Consider the following 17,526-nt stretch of genomic DNA (forward strand, 5'->3'; position numbering starts at 1 on the left):
AAGGAGCAACCGTGATTCGCTATCAAAAATTTGGCCGGGTAGAGCTCGGTGTGACCGATGTGGTCCGCGCACGCCGTTTCTACGAGGACATTGTCGGCCTTCAATATGTGGGTACCGGCGCAGCCGGTGAAGTGCTGCTGCGTTGCGACAATGAGCATCATAGTCTTGTACTACATGCGGCGGATGTGGCCGGTTTGCGTGTTGCGGGGTTCATGCTGGAGGGCGAGGACCAGTTTGCCGTGCTGCTGGAACGCCTGCGTAGTGTTGGCCTGGGTCCGCGAGAAATGTCCACTGCGCATTGTGAGCGGCGCTACCAGCAACGCGCGATCCGTGTGTTTGAGCCGCTGGTGGGGGCCGTAATCGAGTTCTACACGCCTGCGGCCGACGCGTCGCGCCCTTTTCTGCCGACCGTGGCTCACATCCAGCGCTTGGGCCACGTGGTGTTCAATACGCCGCATGCTGCCAAAGCGGTTGCCTTCTGGCGCGACATACTGAACTTCCGCGTTTCAGACGCGGTGGGCGAGATGATTACCTTCATGCGCTGCTGGCCCAACCCATGGCATCATGGGATCGGCATCGCGCAGTCGGAGAACTGCAGTCTGCATCACGTTAACTACATGGTCAGCGAAATCGATGACATCGGACGCGCGCTTGCACGCCTGCGCACGGCCGGTTCGGACGTCGTATTCGGTCCCGGCAGGCATCCCGCCTCGGACAGCATTTTCTTGTACTTCCTTGATCCGGATGGCCTGACGATGGAGTACAGCTTCGGCATGGAGGGATTCTCCGAGGATTTCGCACGCGAGCCGCGGCGCTTGCCGCTTGCGCCGGAATGGTTGGATTACTGGGGTTCGGTGCGCGACCCGCGCTGCTTCACTGGCGCCGGCGCCAACACCATCCCCGAGAGTCTTGAGGAAACGGTATGAGCGGGCCACAGACCGATGCACACGAGCACCTCGAGGCAGAACTAGCCTGGTGGACGGCTTCCAATGATCTCTTCGAAGCCGCCGCGGTGGCGGCACAGAACCTCAGGGCGGGTGGTCCAGCCATCGATCCGCGTGAGTTGCGCAATGCGCTGGGCCGCTTTGCCACCGGCGTGTGTGTCGTAACCACTCGCGCCGCAAGTGGGCGAACCGCAGGGCTAACCGTAAATTCGTTTAGTGCTGTATCGCTTGACCCCCCGCTGGTCGCTTGGTGCCTTGGCCGCAAGGCCCCGAGCATACAAGTGTTTTCAGAGGCCGAGCACTTTGCGGTGCATGTGATGGCCCACGATCAGCATGAGCTTGCGATGCACTTTGCTCGTCCGGCGGACGACAAGTTTGCTGCGGTATCTGATGCCTTTGAGCCTGGTATCGATAATGTGCCGGTGCTGCGCGATGCGCTGGCACGTTTCGAGTGCCGGAAGGCGTCGATGATCGACGGCGGTGATCATGTGATTTTCCTTGGACGTGTCGAGCGTTTCGTCTATGCCGACCGCCCCCCTTTGCTGTTCCATGCGGGACGTTTTCTATCTAGAGCGTAGTGTGGAATGCCCGGCCTCATTACCCTGAACTTTTAGGGTCAAATAAAAAAGAGAGACAAGTATGAAAATATTTCGAAACCCGTGGTGGATCGTGTTCGGATCGGTGCTCGGACTGATCGTCGGAAACGTCACAATCCTGCAGTTCTCCACTTCGGTCCTGATGAAGCCCATCATGGCTGAGTTCGGCTGGTCACGAACGATACCGTCGGCGGCCGTCGGCCTCGGAACGCTGTGTGCGGCGCTCGCCACCCCGTTTGTCGGCCGTATGATCGACAGGAGGGGCGTCAGGTCCGTGACGCTGGCGAGCATCGTTTTATTTTCCCTGGCTACGGCCGCCATGGCGTTGACGCCGGCGGCAGCATTCGTGTTTCTTGGCATGTTTGCGGCGGTGGGAATGTTTAGTGCTGGACAGGCGCCGCTGCCGTATGCACAGTCGATCGCGGCCGCTTTCGACCAGCGCCGCGGCTTGGCGTTGGGAGTTGCAATGACTGGGGTCGGCCTGGGAGCCGCGTTGATGCCCATGCTGGCACAAGCCTTTCTAGAGAGCTTTGGCTGGCGGGGCGCTTTCATTGCGCTTGGCGCGACGGTGTTTTTGGTGTCCTTTCCCGCAGTTGCGCTATTCCTGCGCGACGTTGGGGAGAGGGCCCGTGCAGGGGGGGCGGGCTTGCCTGGGCTGGAAGCCCGCGAAGTTGTCCGCAGCGGCAATTTTTGGATTCTGGCACTGGTCTTTACGTGCATTCCCGTTGTGGCCAATGGGGTCATCTTTCATATTGTGGCGTTGCTGACGGACCGCGGAATTACCGCTGAAAGCGCCGTCATCGTCTTTACTGTCATCGGGCCTTCGTTGATTGTCGGGCGCCTGCTGTGTGGTTACTTTCTGGACCGCTTCCACGCACCGTATGTAGCAGTGGTCTTCATAGCCTTGCCAGCATTGGGTGTGCTGGTCTTGCTCTCTGGCTACGACCCGAAGATCATCGCCATGGGCGCTGTACTGGTGGGCCTGGGCCTGGGCGCAGAGGTCGACCTCATTGGCTATCTGCAAAGCCGGTATTTCGGCTTGCGCGCATTTGGCCAGGTGTATGGATACCTGTTTGCGATCTTCACGATCGGCGCCGCTATCGGTCCCTTTGTAATGGGAGCCGCCTTCGACACCTTTGGATCGTACAGGCCGATCCTTATTGTGTTCTTGATGGTGCTCCTAGTCGCGGCGGGGGCTGTTGTTCGACTTCCGCGCGCTTATCCTTATCCTGTGGTGAGACCGAGCAAGCCTTCCGTGGAATCACTTGCAACGGTCGCCGGGCACTAGTTCTTTCGTTCAGCAATCATGAAACTCGTTGTACACAACCACGGTGGCCACACTTCGATTTGCAAGACTGAAGCCCTTGCCATCTTTTTTTCGAAAAACCATGAAACATGCACGGCCTCAAACCGTTCCCACCCATGAGTAACTTAGCTTTTAGGCAGCGCGAGGTCCGCCAACTGGCACGCGCATGCGATCGAGCCGCACTTGCCACCGCGTACGGACATTGCAGTGTCCGGCTGGATGAGGACTCTTTTCTCGTTTGCGCGTCCAAACCGATGGGCCTGATTTCGCCGCAAGACGAGGGCACTATCGTGACGCTTGATGCCTCTCTTCCCGATGGCGTATTGGGCGAGGTACGGATGCACCGCGAGGTATATCGGCTGCGATCAGATGTGAACGCTATCGTGCGCTTTATCTCGCCGAACATTACGGCGCTCGCAGCGCTGGGACGTACGCCGCGGGCACGGCATGGCTTCGGCGCCTACTTTGCACCCGAGGCCCCAATGTGGCGGAATCCGGAACTGGTGCGCAACGACGCAGCGGCTGCCGGCGTTGCCCGTGTCCTTGGAAGTGCGTCCGGCATCGTGGTTTCGGTCAATGGCGCGGTGGTCGCGGGGGCCAATGCTGCGCAGGCACTCGCGCTGGCAGTTTTTCTGGAGGACAGCGCACGAGTTGAGCTTGCGTCTCTCCATGCAGGATGCGAAGGCCATCGTGAGTTGACAAATGAACAGTGCCGGACGCGCGCGACATGGGCTGGAAGAGTGGCTGAGCGAATGTGGGATTATTGGACTCAGGGTGATCCTGAGTACATCTCGTGAGCCGGCTTGGAACATCGACCCGAAGTAACCGGTAGAGTTCTTCGACGCGGAGCGACATTTGTTATTCTATAGGGAGCAGTTCATCTGAGATGTACTGCTCCTCGGTTTTGAGCAACATACGTAGCAAATAGGCAGAACCATTATTAGCTCAAACTGCCTGCACACAGAAAAATACGGATACTCCTATGGCGGTTACCACGTACGGCAATAAACTTGGCGTGAGGCGGGTTGCCGGCCTGCCGTTCCGTACATGAAGCAAGCCCGTTCAAGCACGTCTCCTGCGGCGTCGCCACGTACCGACAAGCCCGTCGAACGCAGCAAAGCGCGCCATAACCCGCTGTGGGATCTGGAGCGGTCAATGGGTTATCTGCTCAACCGCGCCGCCAATATCATAGCTGCGCGATTCAGCGACGAGCTCAAGCTCCATGGAATCAACTTGCAAATTTGGCGTGTGTTAGCCGCGCTTGATCATAAAGACGGTCAATCAGTAACCGACTTGGCCAGTCACACGGCCGCTGAACTATCTTATCTGTCGCGGTCGCTGGCTGACATCGAGAAGCGCGGGCTTGTCGTACGCGTCACGTCTTCGCAGGACAAGCGCACTGTGCGACTGTCACTCACGCCGGCCGGCCGGCGTTTGGTCAAGGCACTGGTACCGTGCGGCGAGGAGGTGGAGAGCATGGCGCTGGCTGGCATTCCGAAGGCCGACGTCGAGGCGATGCAACGCGGGCTGCAGGCCGTCTATCACAACGTGGTGGCGGGCACTCAGAAAGATGTAGCCATGGGGGTAAATCGCAAGCTCACCGTGGCGCGCCGGGCTCGTCAACGGACGCGGGATTAAGCAGATGTCTCATTGGCCCAACTCGTTGCCAGCCGGTCTGGCTGCTGTCGCCGGTTAAAGAATAAGGCCCTCCCATTAACTGCCTGGAAGTTAATGGTATTTATACGTCGAGTGAGTAAATGGCGGTCCGCACATCGAAATAGAGCAGGCCGCAAAATGCCGCGAGGCACCGCTTTGGGTGCGTCCCGGCTTTTTTTCATTGCTGAATTTACGGTGCACACACGTGAATTGGGGTAACTACCTAGAAGCTTTGGCCGCGAGTTTTAAATACTATTAGGCTCATCCGAAGGTTTGCTGCAACAAGTTCAGTACAGAAGAACAGGCAGGGCAGCAGGGTTCGCAGCTGTCCCGCCCCAGACAACCCCCACGGAGACAGCCCATGCGTGTCCATCGCTATTTGCTTTCAGCATTGATCGCCGTTTGCGCCAGCAGCGCCTTTGCTAACACAGAAGTAAAGTTTGCGCTCGACTGGCGCTTCGAAGGCCCGGCCGCCCCATACCTGGTAGCCCTTGACAAGGGCTACTACAAGGACGAAGGCCTGAACGTCACGATCGACGCGGGGGCCAGCTCGGTCGAGCCCATCAATCGTGTCGCAACAGCTACCTATCATATCGGTTTCGCCGACATCAACTCGCTGATCAAATACCGTGACAACCCGCAGAACCCGCCGGTGAAGGCGGTGATGATGGTCTATGACACCCCGGCGTTTTCCATTGTTACCCTCAAAGACAAGGGCATCACCAAGCCCAAAGACCTCGAAGGCAAGATCCTGGGGGCCCCGGCGCCAGACGGCGCTTACGCCCAATGGCCCATTTTCGTGGCTGCCAACGACATCGATGCCTCGAAGGTGCGTATCGAGAACATCGGCTTTCCGGTGCGCGAGCCCATGCTGGCGCAGGGCAGGGTAGACGCCATCACCGGCTTCTGGTTCTCGTCGTTCATGAACCTCAAGGCCAATGGGGTCGAGGACGAAGACATCGTCGTCATGTTGTTGGGCGATTATGGCGTCGATCTTTATGGCAACGCCATCATGGTCAACCCCGATTTCATGAAGACCAACCCCGAGGCGGTGAAAGGGTTCGTGCGGGCCACCATCAAGGGCATACAAGACACCATCAAAGACCCCGATTCGGCCATCGACCACCTGATGAAGCGCAACGCCATCGCCAACCGCGATGTCGAACTGCAGCGCCTGAAGCTTGCGCTCGAGCGCAATTTCGTCAACGACGCCGTGCGTAAAAACGGCCTGGGCGATGTCGACATGCAGCGCTTCGAAAAATCCATCGACCAGATCGGCCTCACCTTCAACTACACCCACAAGCCGAAGGCGGCCGATATCTTCACCGCTGAATTTCTGCCTCCGCGCGAACAGCGCCTCGTTGACTGAAGGAGCCTCCCGCATGGCCGAAACCCTGGTCGAGCTCGATAATATTTCGATGGCCTACGGCGACGGCGAAACAGCCGTGCGGGCCATCGAGGATGTCACCCTGTCCATCCAGAAAGGCGAGTTCATCGCGGTCGTGGGGCCCTCGGGCTGCGGCAAGAGCTCGCTGATGAAACTGATCTCCGGCCTGCATCCGCCCCTGTCGGGCCGTCTTGCCGTCGAAGGGAAGCCGGTCAATGGGCCGCTCAAGTCTGTAGGCATGGCCTTTCAGGCCAGCAATCTGCTGCCGTGGCGAAATTGCGTGGACAACATCCTGCTGCCGCTCGAGATTGTCCAGCCGTACCGCAAGAACATCTCGTCCCAGCGGGCCAAGTACAAAGAGAAGGCCGTGAAGCTGCTCGACTCGGTCGGCCTTGCCGGGTTCACCGAGAAGTTTCCCTGGGAACTGTCCGGCGGGATGCAGCAGCGTGCGTCCATCTGCCGCGCCCTGATCCACGAGCCCGAGATTCTCATGCTCGACGAACCCTTCGGGGCGCTTGACGCCTTCACCCGCGAAGAGCTCTGGTGCGCCCTGCGCGACATACAGCAAGAGCGCCAGGTAACGGTCATGCTGGTTACCCACGATCTGCGCGAGGCGGTGTTCCTGGCGGACACCGTCTATGTCATGTCCAACCGCCCCGGCCGGGTGGTAAAGAAGTGCCCGGTCAATCTGCCCCGTCCGCGCGATCTGGAAATCACCTATGGCAAAGAGTTCCAGGAAATCGTCTACGAACTGCGATCGATGATCGGAGGAAAACACTAAATGCGTCGTTCCGATCTGCTTGTCAATGTTGTTCCTCCGCTGATTTTTACCGTGGTGCTGTTCGTTGTGTGGGAGCTTTTCTGCCGGGTGTTTTCCATTCCCCTGACCATTCTGCCGGCTCCCTCCGTCATCTTCGTCGCCTTATGGCAGTATCGCGCGCCGATCATCGACAATTCGTGGGTCACGCTGTGGACCACCCTCGTGGGCTTCCTGATGGCTACCGTGGGCGGCCTGGCGCTGGGCATTGCGGTGGGCTGGAAGAAAAGCCTCTACACCGCCATCTATCCGGTCCTGGTGGGTTTCAACTCGGTGCCCAAGGTTGCCGTGGTGCCCATTCTCATCCTGTGGTTTGGGCTGGGCGAAATCCCCGCCATCATCACGGCGTTTCTCATCTCTTTCTTTCCCATCGTGGTCAACGTGGCCACAGGCCTGGCCACCACCAGCCCCGAGCTCGAAGACGTATTGCGGGCCCTGGGCGCTTCCAAGCTCGACATCATGCGCAAGGTCAGCATACCGGGGTCGCTGCCTTATTTCTTCGGTTCCCTGAAGGTGGCCATCACTTTGGCGTTTGTCGGGGCGGTGGTGTCGGAAACCGTCGGGGCCAACAAGGGCATCGGCAAGCTCATGCTTGATGCCCAGGCAGCCTTCCAGGTGCAGATCGTCTTTGCGGGCCTGCTGGTACTGGCTTTCCTGGGCATCGTGCTGTATGCGGCCACTGCCTTGGTCGAAAAGCGTTTCACGGGGTGGGCCTTCCGCGGCCAGAATCGCTGACGGCGGCCGATCATCGCCCGCCCGCCCAAGGGTGGGCGGGCGCGGAAATGAAAACTGGTCGTTGAGTAGTGCGTGTCCGCGAATGCCCTCTCTTCTTCCTCTGTGCAGGGATGAGTCGTCGGTGACAATATATTCTTGCTGAGTTGAAAATTTTTATTATATGGCCGATTAATTAATATATAATGTGCCAATCGGTTGTAAAAATTCGTACTGGAAGTACGCGACGCACACAGGGGAGCATTCATGGCTAAATCATTGAAAATCGGCATTATCGGCGGTGGAATCGGCGGCGTGGCGCTGGCGGCGGCACTGAACCAGCGCGGCATCCAGGCGCACTTGTTCGAGCGCGCCAACGAGTTCGGCGAAGTGGGGGCGGGCATACAAATGACGCCCAATGCCGTCAAGGTCATCAAGGCGCTGGGCGGCGAAAGCGAGCTGGACAAGGTCGGCTTCCTGCCCGAGGCCCTGGTGGGCCGCGATTGGGATACCGCCGAAGAAAAGTTCCGCATCCCGCTAAAAGAAGACTGCCCGCGCCTGTACGGCGCCCATTTCTATCACGTGCACCGCGCCGATCTGCATCAATTGCTGGCCGGCATGATAGGCGACACCAAAGTGACCTTCGGTGCCCAGTGCACGGGTGTGGAACAGAATGAGCAGGGCGCTGTCGCGCATTTTGCCGACGGCTCGCGCTTCGAGGGCGACCTCATCGTCGGGGCCGACGGCGTGCGCTCTGTCGTGCGCCATGATCTGTTCGGCGCGGACGACCCGCAGTTCACGGGGCACATGTGCTATCGCGCTGTCGTGCCATTCGACCAGCGCCCTGATTTCGTACCTCCCGAATCGGCCTTCTGGCTGGGGCCCAAGAGCCACGTCGTTACTTATTACGTCAATGGCGGCAAGGCGGTCAATATCGTGGCGGTGCACGAAACCGAGAAGTGGGTGGAAGAGTCCTGGAACAGCCTTAGCAGCCGCGAGGCGCTGCTTGGCGATTTCCCGGGCTGGCACAGCTACATCCAGCAGCTTTTCGAACGCGTAACCGAGGTCTATCGCTGGGGCCTGTTCGACCGCGACCCGATGCAGACCTGGTCCAAGGGCCGCATCACGCTCATGGGCGATGCCGCGCACCCCATGCTGCCCTTCCTGTCGCAGGGCGCGGCCATGGCCATCGAAGACGCCTATGTGCTGGCCAAGGCCCTGGACGGGCTGCCGGGCCAGCTGGACAAGGCCCTGGCGCAGTACGAGGCCGAGCGCCTGCCGCGCACCAGCCGGGTACAGCTCGAGGCGCGCGAACGGGGCAAGACCTATCACCTTTCCTCGAAAGAAGAGCAGGCCAAGCGCGACGCCGAGTACCGCGAGCAGCAAAAAAAAGATCCGCATGCGGGTGGCATCAAGGCCAACTGGGTCTACGCTTACAATGCAACAGACTTCACACCGGTGCCTTAGCCCAATTTCAATGCCATGACCCAGATCAGACGTCGTTCAGAAATCTCCGCCCGCTCGGCGGGGCGCCGCCCCGGGCGTCCCGAGGGCAGCGGGGCGGGCGACAATACCTCCGAGCGCATCCTCGATGCCGCCGAAGAGGTATTCGCCGAAGTGGGCTACTCGGGCGCCACGCTGCGCATGGTGGCCGCCCAGGCCGACGTGACCCAGGCGCTGATCAACTATTACTTCGGCAGCAAGTACGGCCTTTACGAGGCGGTGTTCATACGCCGGGGCCGTGTCATTGCCGACGGGCGCATGGAGCGCCTCGAGGAGCTCAAGCAGCGTACCGATGTGTCGGTGCGCGACGTGGTTCAGGCGTTTCTTGCGCCCACCATCGCGTTGCGCGACAGCCCGGGCGGCAGGCTGTTCCTGCGGCTGCAGGCCAGGCTGCATACCGAGCCGGCCGAGATTTCATATAAATTGCGCGGCGAAGCCTATGACGCATCGACTCGCGCCTACGTGCAGATGCTGGCCAGCGTCTGCCCGCAGCTTTCGGCCAAAGAGGTCAATTGGCGCATGGCCCTGATGATCGGCGCCTACATGTATGCGTTTTCCGACACGCATCGTCTCGAGCAGCTTGCGCCCGCCGCCTGTGACATCAACGACACGGCGGAAGTGTTCGAGCAGATCACGGCCTTTGTCACCGCCGGCATCAGTGCGCCGCCGGGCTCGGGCGCCCGCTAGCGCCGGCAGGCTTCGAGCTTTCCAGTGTTGCCGGGCCCCGGCGGTTCAGGCCGCTTTGGCAGCGGCCGGCTTGCGCAACAAATGAGGCAGGGTGTAAGCGCTATTCTGGTAGGCCCACGAGGGCCACAAGGCATGCGCAAGGGCTTCTTGGGCCAGTGACTCGTCAAGCTTTTGTGGCTCGTACAAGTCGGGCGCCTGGTAGTGAAACTGCCGGGCTTCTTTGTGCGGCTCGAGCACGACCAATTGGTCGCCCTTCAGGTAGCCGTAGTTTTCGCTGTACTGCATCATGGCCCGGCCGCCGCCTTGGCCGGTCAGGTCGTGGCCGATCATGGGATGCTCGGTATTCAGCCCTGCCACTGAAAGAAGCGTGGGCGCCAGGTCGATCTGGCTGATCAGGCGCTGGTCTTGCCGCGCGGCGACGTCGGCGCCCACGATAAGGGCGGGAATGTGGAAATGGCGCAGCGGCACCAGGCTTGCGCCTCCCACCCGTGCATCGTGGTCGGCCACCACCAGAAACACCGTGTCCTGCCAATAATCGCAGTTGCGTGCCTGCTCGAAGAACCGGCCCATGGCCCAGTCGGCGTAGCGCACTGTGTTCTCGACCGTGGCGGGTTCGCCCACCGGTTCGATACGGCCTGCCGGATATTCCCACGGAGAATGGTTGCTGACTGAAAAAGCCAGCGTAAACGTGGGCTGCGCGGGCGGCGCGGCAAGCAGCTCATGGAGGCGGTCGAACATGTCTTCGTCTGAAGCCCCCCAGGTGCCGACGAACTTGGGGGCCTGGAAAGAGGGCCGGTCGTGCAGCTCAGTGAAACCATTGCCCAGGAAGAAGCTCTTCATGTTGTCGAAGTGGGCTTCTCCGCCGTAGATGAAACGCGATCGGTAGCCGTGCGCGCCAAGCAACTGCGCCAGGGTGAAGAAGTTGCTCTGGGCTCCCGGCAGCCGCAGCACCGCGTCGGCAATCGTAGGCGGAAAGCCGGCGGCGACCGCTTCGAGCCCACGCACCGAGCGGGTGCCCGTGGCATAGGCGCGCGTGAAATTCCAGCCTGTTTGCGCCAGGGCGTCGAGATGCGGGGTAAGGCCCATTCCGCCCAGGTTGCCGACGTACTGCGCTCCCAGGCTCTCCTGGACGATGATGACGATATTGAGAGGCCGCGGGCGGGGGTGGCGAGAGGGCTGCGCATGCAATGTGGGCAGTTCGCCGGAGCCGGGCTCGAACCCTGCGCCTTGGCATACGGTCTGCTGCATTTGCGCGGCATCCATGCCGCCGTAGACGTCGGTTGCCGAACGCTCGTTCTTCATGCTGTATACGGCGTAGCAGACGTTGTAGAACGAGTTGAGCGGCAGCGTGTTGAGCATGCTGTCGCCGCAATAGGCGACGGTGGACGGGTTCATGGGTCGGTGGCCCAATGTGCCGCGTATGGCCAGGAAGCTAAGGGCCAGGATGGCGATGGACGCCGGCAGTGCTTGCCACCAGGGCATGGACCAGTCGGGCCTCGAGTCGTCGAACATGGCGTGCCCCATCCATGCAAAGCCGGCAATGCCTACTGCGGCGGCAATGAGCAGGCCCTTGTAGCCCTTCCACAGCATGCCGAAGACTTCTTGTGGATGGCGCAGGTACTCGATGTAGAGCCTGTTGGGGCGGGTGTCGTATTCGGTGATGAACTGCGGCGTGGAAAGTTCGAGCAGCACGAGCAGCAGCCAGGCGAACTGGAACCACCATCCAGTCGCTGCAACCGCCATGGGCATATGGCCCATCCACGGTGCCAGCAGGGCCGGGACGGCTGCGAAGATGGCGATCTGGTGGGCGTCGATACGCAGTCCGCCCCGAAGCACCGGCAGGATTCCCCCGGCCTGTTCGACACGGCGCCATTGCCATGCCGCCAGCAGGCAGCGGCTCAATGTCAGGAGACACAGGCTGGCGACCATGAAGATGAGGACTAGGTGGCGCATATGCGAGGGGGCCGGCGAAGGCCGCAGGTTGGGGCGCTTGCGGCTCGGTGCATGCCGCGGCTGCCTTGCGCGGAGAGTGGCGGAACTGCCGCGAACATTGAAAAGGATGGCGTAATATATAACAATGCGACGGAAAAAGCGCGAAACATAATACTTTCAGGCCAAGACCATGACCAAGAACACGCGTCGCTTGCCCGGCACTTCCGCATCAGAAAACTACGATTTTTCCGAGCAGGTAGGGCACTTGCTGCGCCGCGCCTACCAGCGGCATACGGCGCTTTTCCAGCAGATCATTCCCGATACCCAGCTTACCGCGGCCCAGTTCGTGGTGTTGTGCTCGGTACGAGACAGCGGCGCATGCTCGCTTAGCCAGATCGTCAAGCAGACGGCCATTGACCAGGCCACCATACGTGGGGTTATAGACAGGCTCAAGGCGCGCAAGTTCGTTTCCGTGCGGCACGACGAAATGGATCGCCGCAAGGTGCTGGTAAGCCTTACCGAGGCGGGGCAGAGTCTGGTTGAATCCATGGTTCCATTTGCATTCGAGATCACCGAAAAAACCTTCAACGGATTCAATCCGGCCGAGCGCATGGCCTTGCTTTACCTGCTCAACAAGATGTGCGCCGGCGACGGCGACGAAGAAGAATGAGCGGCGGCGTCTCGCGCAATGCCAGCTTAAAGCTGGCAATTTACTATGTATATGTTATAAAAATGCACGGCTCACCCGGCATCAAGGTGTGTCGTTACTCGCAGTGGTAGTTTGATTTCATTTTTTTTTGTTGGTGTTTTTAGTGCTTTCCGGTGTGTCGCTGACGTGAATGACATAAAACAAATAAAGGGTTTATCCCTATGATTTGTATCTTTTGTTCAAAAAATTACATGTGTACACTTCAATCGATGCATCTAACCCCTTCAATTGCGCGCGACTCCTTGGCCTTCGCCGGAATCGTGCATTGAATAAGGAATTTCCATGAAAGGCTCGAGAGTATGTTCCCTGCTGATGGCCGCAATAATGGGTGCTTCACTATCCATGGCGGCTGCGGCGCAAGAAACGCTCAAGATCGGCGAGATCAACAGCTACAAGACACAGCCCGCGTTCCTGGGGCCATACAAGAACGGCATGGATCTTGCCGTTGAAGAAATCAACAAGGCGGGCGGAATCAACGGCAAGCAGGTCGAGCTCGTCATCCGCGACGACAACTCCAATACCGGCGACGCCGTCCGTGCCGTCGAAGACCTGCTGGCACGCGACAAGGTCGACGTGCTGACCGGCACCTTCCTGTCGCACATCGGCCTGGCCGTCACCGACTACGCCAAGCACAAGAAGGTCTTCTTCCTGGCCAGCGAGCCGCTCACCGACAAGATCGTCTGGGAAAACGGCAACCCCTATACCTTCAGGCTGCGCGCATCCACCTACATGCAGGTGGCCATGCTGGTGCCCGAGGCCGTGAAGATGAACAAGAAGCGTTGGGCGCTGGTGTATCCCAACTACGAATACGGCCAGTCGGCCGTGGCCACCTTCAAGAAGCTGCTCAAAGAAGCCCAGCCCGACGTCGAGTTCGTCGCCGAGCAGGCCACCCCGCTGGGCAAGGTCGATGCCGCGAACGTCATCCAGGCCCTTGCCGACGCCAAGCCCGACGCCATGTTCAACGTGCTGTTCGCCGCCGACCTGGCCAAGCTGGTGCGCGCCGGAACCCAGCGCAACTTCTTCAAGGATCTTTCCGTAGTCAGCCTGCTTACGGGCGAGCCTGAATACCTCGATCCTCTGGGCAACGAAACCCCCGAGGGCTGGGTGGTAACCGGCTATCCCTGGTACGCCATCGATACGCCCGAGCACAAGAAGTTCCTCGATGCCTACCAGGCCAAGTTCAATGACTATCCGCGCCTGGGCACCATCGTGGGCTACAGCGCCATCAAGTCGCTGGCCGCCGGTATTAAAAAAGCCGGCTCCACCGAGACCGACGCCATGATCAAGGCCTTCAAGGGCCTCGAGGTGGAAACGCCCTTTGGCCAGATCATGTACCGCCCCATCGACCATCAGTCGACCATGGGCGCCTACGTGGGCAAGCTGGCCAAGAAGGACGGCAAGGGCATCATGGTCGACATCCGCTATGTCGACGGCGCCGACGTCCAGCCTTCCGACGAGGAAGTCAAAAAAATGCGTCCGGCCGATTGACCACGCAAGAGCGCGCCGCAATGCGGCGCGCTTCTTCGACCACAAGGCATGAAGAAAAATGGATTTGTCGGGTTTGATCGTCCAGCTCCTGAACGGGCTGGCTGAAGCATCTTCGCTGTTTCTCGTCGCTGCGGGCCTTTCGCTTATTTTCGGCGTTACCCGCATCGTCAACTTTGCGCATGGCTCGCTTTACATGCTGGGCCTTTATGTCGCCTATACGCTGGTCCAGTCCATAGGCCATACGCCGCTGGGGTTCTGGTTCGGCCTTATTGCCGCAGCCCTGCTCATTGGCGCCCTGGGCGCCGCCATCGAGATCATATTATTGCGGCGCATTTATCGTGCGCCCGAGCTTTTCCAGTTGCTGGCCACCTTCGCCCTGGTGCTCATATTCAATGACGCGGCCTTGTGGCTGTGGGGCCCCGAAGACCTTCTCGGCCCCCTGGCGCCTGGCCTGAACGGTTCGTTCATGATCCTGGGCCGCTACTTCCCGTGGTACGACCTGGTGCTTATTTTCATCGGCCCCGTCGTGCTGGGCCTGCTGTGGCTGCTGCTTACTCGTACCCGCTGGGGCACGCTGGTGCGCGCCGCAACGCAAGACCGCGAGATGCTGGGCGCCCTGGGCGTCAACCAGGCCTGGCTGTTCACCGGCGTGTTCGCCCTGGGCGCATTCCTGGCGGGCCTGGGCGGTGCGGTGCAGATTCCCCGCGTTCCAGCAAACCTCACCCTCGACATCAGCGTCATCGGCGATGCCTTCGTCATCGTCGTCGTGGGGGGCATGGGCTCCATTCCCGGCGCCTACATTGCGGCGCTGATCATCGCCGAGCTCAAGGCGCTTTGCATCGCGCTTGGCACGGTCACCATCGGCGGCATCAGCTTTGCCTTTCCCAAGCTCACGCTGGTCGTCGAGTTCATCTTCATGGCCATCGTGCTGGTCTTCCGGCCGTGGGGCCTGTTCGGCCGCCCGCAAGGCCACAGCCGCAACTCGGCACCCATCGAAGCGCCGCTGCGGCGCTCCACCAAGCCGTTCCGGGTGCTTATTGCGGTGGTCATCGCCGTGCTGGTCGCCATTCCGCTGCTGTCCAAGTGGTTCCCGTATGCGCCGGTGCTCATGCTGGACATCATCGTGGCCGCATTGTTCGCCTTGAGCCTGCATTTCATGATGGGACCGGGCGGCATGAACTCTTTCGGCCATGCGGCCTACTTTGGCCTGGGCGCCTACGGGGCCGCACTGCTGCTGAAGGCGGCGGCGTTCTCCATGGGCTGGTCCATCGCCCTGGCGCCGCTGATCGCGGGGGTAGGGGCCCTGGTGTTCGGTTGGTTCTGCATCCGCCTGTCGGGCGTCTACCTGGCCATGCTCACGCTGGCTTTTGCCCAGATCGTCTGGTCCATCGTCTTTCAATGGGACGATTTCACAGGCGGTTCGAACGGGCTTATCGGCATCTGGCCGCCGTCGTGGCTCGAGGGCGACACCTACTACTATTTTGCGCTGGCCGTCGTGCTGGCCGCGGCCCTGCTGCTGCGCCGCATACTTTTTTCGCCGTTCGGCTATGCCATGAGATCGTGCCGCGACTCGACCCTGCGGGCCGACGCGGTGGGCATCGACGTCAAGCGCGTGCAATGGATCACCTTCATCTTGTCCGGCATTTTTGCGGGCCTGGCCGGCGCCTTGTTCGTGTTTTCCAAGGGTAGCGCGGCGCCTGAGGTCATTTCCATCAGCAAGTCGGTCGATGCCCTGGTCATGGTATTGCTCGGCGGGGTGCAAACCCTGATGGGCCCTGTCGTGGGCGCGGCCACCTTCAAGCTGCTGCAGGATTACTTCCTTGGCGCCACGCAATACTGGCACGCCATGTTCGGTGGGGTCATATTGGTGCTTGTGCTGGCCTTCCCGCAAGGCATCGCCGGCTACTTCAAGCAGCTGTTCGAAAACCTGGAATCCCGCCGCCAGAAGGTCAAGGAGAAAGCGGCATGAGCCTGCTCGAAGTCAGAAACCTTTCCAAGAAGTTCGGCGGCAACCTTGCCGTGGACGACATCAGCTTCGATCTTCACCAAGGCGAGCTGCTTGCCCTGATCGGCCCCAACGGCGCCGGCAAGACCACCACCTTCAACATGGTCAACGGCCAATTGAATGCGACGGCCGGCTCGGTGCGGCTGCAGGGCACTGAACTGATCGGCCTGGCCCCGCGCAAGATCGCGCACATGGGCGTGGGGCGCACCTTCCAGATCGCCGCCACCTTTGCCTCGCTGACCGTGGTCGAAAACGTGCAGATGGCGCTGTTGTCGCATTATCGCAAGGTCTATTCCTTTCTTAGCGTGGCGGCCGACCAGTACCGCGACGAGGCGGTGGCGCTGCTCGAACAGGTCGGCATGCAGTCGCAGGCCGACCGCCCATGCAGCGAGCTGGCCTATGGCGATGTCAAAAGGGTGGAACTGGCCATGGGCTTGGCCAACAACCCCAAGCTGCTGCTCATGGACGAGCCCACCGCGGGCATGGCCCCCAAAGAACGCAACGAGCTCATGGCGCTTACCAAGAAGCTGGTGGTCGAGCGCAACATGGCCGTGCTGTTCACCGAGCACAGCATGGACGTGGTCTTCGCCTACGCCGACCGCATGATCGTGCTGGCGCGGGGCAAGCTCATCGCTGAGGGCGATGCCAACCACATTCGAAACCATCCCAAGGTGCAAGAGGTCTACTTCGGCACCGGCAAGACATTCGAAAAGAACCAGAGTACGCAGGCAACGACATGAACCAGACAGCCACCGATAGCGGCCAGCCCCTGCTGGAGATAAACGGCCTGAACGCATGGTATGGCGCGGCCCATATTCTTTTCGACGTCAGCCTGAACGTAAGGCGCGGCGAAGTGGTGGCCCTGATGGGTCGCAATGGCGCGGGCAAATCGACCACCTTCAAGTCCATCATGGGCCTGATGGCGAAATGGAAGGGCGAAGTCAGCTTCATGGGCAAGCGCATAGCCGGACAGCAGCCCTACGAGATTGCGCGGGCCGGCCTGGGCTTCGTACCCGAAGACCGCCGCGTCTTCACCGACCTTTCGGTTACCGAGAACCTCGAGGTGGGCCGCCAGCCCTCACGCAAATGGCCCGACGGCTCGGCCGCGCCCACCTGGACGCCCGAGGCGCTGTATCAGCTGTTTCCCAATCTCGGCGCGATGCAAGACCGCCCGGGCGGTCACATGAGCGGCGGCGAGCAGCAGATGCTCACGGTGGCCCGCACGCTGATGGGCAATCCTTTCCTGGTATTGCTCGATGAGCCCTCCGAAGGGGTGGCGCCGGTGATCGTCGAGCAGATGGCGAACATGATCATCGCGCTCAAGGAGCAGGGGGTCAGTATTCTGCTGTCGGAGCAGAATGTGCATTTTGCCGAACTGGTGTCCGATCGCGTGTATGTGCTTGAAAAGGGGCAGATACGGTATAGCGGGTCGATGGATGAGCTTGCGGCCAATGAGGAAGTGCGGCGGGCTTATTTGACTGTCTAGCTTGGCAGAAAGCGCCGCTACGAATAGATCCAAGCAATCATCTGGCCGGTGGTCAAATCCAGACTATCTGAGTTCTAAAACGCCGTTGGAGGCGGGGCCTCTTCAGGCGGGCGGTCGGGCGGTCCGGCTTTGCCGGACTTCCCGCGTCTGCCTCGTACGCGTGGGCGGCGAAAGAACTCGCCCTCGCCGCTACGCGCCTCGGAACTCGAACAGGCTTTCGCCGACTGCCCCCACGCTCCCTTCGTCAGCACGCGGCGCCCTCCGACGCCCGCCTGAAGAGGCCCCGCCTCCAACGGCTT

Annotated in this window: 16 protein-coding genes; 15 read left to right on the plus strand and 1 reads right to left on the minus strand. The window is 60.5% G+C overall.

Annotated elements, in window-relative coordinates; genetic code table 11:
- Positions 1-11 precede the first annotated feature (11 nt).
- The 10 genes from C7440_RS11740 to C7440_RS11785 all read left to right on the plus strand — a co-directional run bounded on the left by C7440_RS11740 (position 12) and on the right by C7440_RS11785 (position 9,607).
- Positions 12-926, plus strand: a complete 915-nt coding sequence (locus tag C7440_RS11740; RefSeq protein WP_116518656.1) for a VOC family protein — start codon at positions 12-14, stop codon at positions 924-926.
- On the plus strand, positions 923-1,522 hold the full coding sequence (locus C7440_RS11745; RefSeq protein WP_116518657.1) for a flavin reductase family protein: 600 nt from the start codon (positions 923-925) through the stop codon (positions 1,520-1,522). Before C7440_RS11740 ends, C7440_RS11745 begins: the two co-directional genes overlap by 4 nt.
- A 61-nt stretch (positions 1,523-1,583) precedes the next feature.
- The gene (locus C7440_RS11750) at positions 1,584-2,828 is read left to right on the plus strand and encodes an MFS transporter (protein ID WP_218940672.1); all 1,245 of its coding nucleotides are present in this window, start codon (positions 1,584-1,586) and stop codon (positions 2,826-2,828) included.
- A gap of 107 nt (positions 2,829-2,935) precedes the next feature.
- Positions 2,936-3,643, plus strand: a complete 708-nt coding sequence (locus tag C7440_RS11755; protein WP_243410896.1) for a class II aldolase/adducin family protein — start codon at positions 2,936-2,938, stop codon at positions 3,641-3,643.
- A 358-nt stretch (positions 3,644-4,001) separates the two neighbouring features.
- Positions 4,002-4,484 (plus strand): MarR family winged helix-turn-helix transcriptional regulator, encoded by a 483-nt coding sequence (locus C7440_RS11760; protein ID WP_165832559.1) that lies wholly within the window; start codon positions 4,002-4,004, stop codon positions 4,482-4,484.
- A 379-nt stretch (positions 4,485-4,863) separates the two neighbouring features.
- A complete protein-coding gene (locus tag C7440_RS11765; RefSeq protein ID WP_116518660.1) occupies positions 4,864-5,871 on the plus strand; it encodes an ABC transporter substrate-binding protein in 1,008 nt (335 codons plus the stop codon).
- A gap of 13 nt (positions 5,872-5,884) precedes the next feature.
- Entirely contained in the window at positions 5,885-6,670 is a 786-nt protein-coding gene (locus C7440_RS11770; protein WP_017522836.1) for an ABC transporter ATP-binding protein, read from the plus strand.
- Positions 6,671-7,441 carry an ABC transporter permease gene (locus C7440_RS11775; RefSeq protein ID WP_017522837.1) on the plus strand — a complete coding sequence of 257 codons (771 nt, stop codon included), beginning with the start codon at positions 6,671-6,673 and terminating at the stop codon, positions 7,439-7,441.
- 243 nt (positions 7,442-7,684) lie between these two features.
- A complete protein-coding gene (locus C7440_RS11780) occupies positions 7,685-8,884 on the plus strand; it encodes an FAD-dependent monooxygenase (RefSeq protein ID WP_026067619.1) in 1,200 nt (399 codons plus the stop codon).
- 15 nt (positions 8,885-8,899) lie between these two features.
- On the plus strand, positions 8,900-9,607 hold the full coding sequence (locus C7440_RS11785; protein WP_017522839.1) for a TetR/AcrR family transcriptional regulator: 708 nt from the start codon (positions 8,900-8,902) through the stop codon (positions 9,605-9,607).
- A 45-nt stretch (positions 9,608-9,652) separates the two neighbouring features.
- Here C7440_RS11785 and C7440_RS11790 read toward each other — a convergent pair whose 3' ends face one another.
- Positions 9,653-11,560 carry an LTA synthase family protein gene (locus tag C7440_RS11790; protein WP_116518661.1) on the minus strand — a complete coding sequence of 636 codons (1,908 nt, stop codon included), beginning with the start codon at positions 11,558-11,560 and terminating at the stop codon, positions 9,653-9,655.
- Positions 11,561-11,729: 169 nt separating this feature from the next.
- Between C7440_RS11790 and C7440_RS11795 the strand changes: the two genes are divergently transcribed.
- The 5 genes from C7440_RS11795 (at position 11,730) to C7440_RS11815 (ending at position 17,227) form a co-directional block, all read left to right on the plus strand.
- On the plus strand, positions 11,730-12,209 hold the full coding sequence (locus tag C7440_RS11795; protein WP_116518662.1) for a MarR family winged helix-turn-helix transcriptional regulator: 480 nt from the start codon (positions 11,730-11,732) through the stop codon (positions 12,207-12,209).
- A gap of 351 nt (positions 12,210-12,560) precedes the next feature.
- The gene (locus tag C7440_RS11800; RefSeq protein WP_165832588.1) at positions 12,561-13,736 is read left to right on the plus strand and encodes an ABC transporter substrate-binding protein; all 1,176 of its coding nucleotides are present in this window, start codon (positions 12,561-12,563) and stop codon (positions 13,734-13,736) included.
- A 58-nt stretch (positions 13,737-13,794) separates the two neighbouring features.
- Positions 13,795-15,705, plus strand: coding sequence for an ABC transporter permease (locus C7440_RS11805; protein ID WP_116518664.1), 1,911 nt, complete (start codon positions 13,795-13,797; stop codon positions 15,703-15,705).
- Positions 15,702-16,481 (plus strand): ABC transporter ATP-binding protein, encoded by a 780-nt coding sequence (locus tag C7440_RS11810; RefSeq protein WP_116518665.1) that lies wholly within the window; start codon positions 15,702-15,704, stop codon positions 16,479-16,481. Before C7440_RS11805 ends, C7440_RS11810 begins: the two co-directional genes overlap by 4 nt.
- Positions 16,478-17,227, plus strand: coding sequence for an ABC transporter ATP-binding protein (locus C7440_RS11815; protein WP_116518666.1), 750 nt, complete (start codon positions 16,478-16,480; stop codon positions 17,225-17,227). Before C7440_RS11810 ends, C7440_RS11815 begins: the two co-directional genes overlap by 4 nt.
- Positions 17,228-17,526: the final 299 nt, after the last annotated feature.

The organism is Pusillimonas noertemannii (assembly GCF_003096595.1).
GTDB classification, from domain to species: Bacteria; Pseudomonadota; Gammaproteobacteria; order Burkholderiales; family Burkholderiaceae_B; genus Pusillimonas; species Pusillimonas noertemannii.